This window comes from Pseudodesulfovibrio karagichevae (assembly GCF_041414475.1).
GTDB lineage: Bacteria > Desulfobacterota > Desulfovibrionia > Desulfovibrionales > Desulfovibrionaceae > Pseudodesulfovibrio > Pseudodesulfovibrio karagichevae.
The window spans coordinates 1-762 of the sequence record NZ_JBGLYH010000131.1 but is presented as its reverse complement, the minus strand read 5'-3'; the positions used below and the strand labels follow the sequence as shown (position 1 = coordinate 762).

At 65.6% G+C, this 762-nt stretch carries 1 protein-coding gene; it reads left to right on the top strand.

The features are described from left to right. On the top strand, nt 1-762 hold a 762-nt coding region (locus AB6M95_RS19665), incomplete at both ends, for an SIS domain-containing protein (protein WP_371388442.1).

Here is a 762-nt window from a genome sequence, read left to right as displayed (position 1 = left end):
GGCCCATCCGGAGGATCATCTGCGTGGGCCAGGGCACGGCCGCCGTGGCCGCCATGGCCGTGGCCCGGCTCCTGCGCCGCACCCTGGCCGACACCGGCATGTCCATCGAGTCCTACACCGGCTCGGAACTCATCGGATTCATGGGCGACGAGCGCATGGACGACGTGTTCCTGATCCCGGTGTCGCAGTCGGGCACGACCACGGACACCAACCGGGTGGTGGACCTGTGCCGCGACCGGGGCGCGTGGGTCAACTGCATCGTCAACCGGCGCAACTCGCCCCTGGTCCAGAAGTCGGACTCGCACATCTACACCAGCAACGGCCGGGACGTGGAGATGGCTGTGGCCTCGACCAAGGCGTTCTACTCGCAGATCGCGGCGGGCAAGCTGCTCTCGCTGTGGCTGGCGGACGTCCTCGGCACCCTGGACAAGGCCGCGATCTTCCAGGAGATCACCGCCCTGGAAGGACTGCCCGGCAAGATCGTCGATGTCCTGGAGAACAAGGAACAGATCGCCGAGGTGGCCCGCAAATACGCGCCCGTGCACCGTTACTGGGCCCTGGTCGGCAACGGCGCGAACTGCATCGCGGCCCAGGAGGTGCGCATCAAGCTGTCGGAATTATGCTATAAATCCATCCCGTGCGACGTCACGGAGGACAAGAAGCACATCGACCTGTCCACCGAGCCCCTGACCCTGGTCATGGCCTCGGACCTGCCCGAGATGGTCGTCACGGACACGGTCAAGGAGACCACGATCTTCAAGG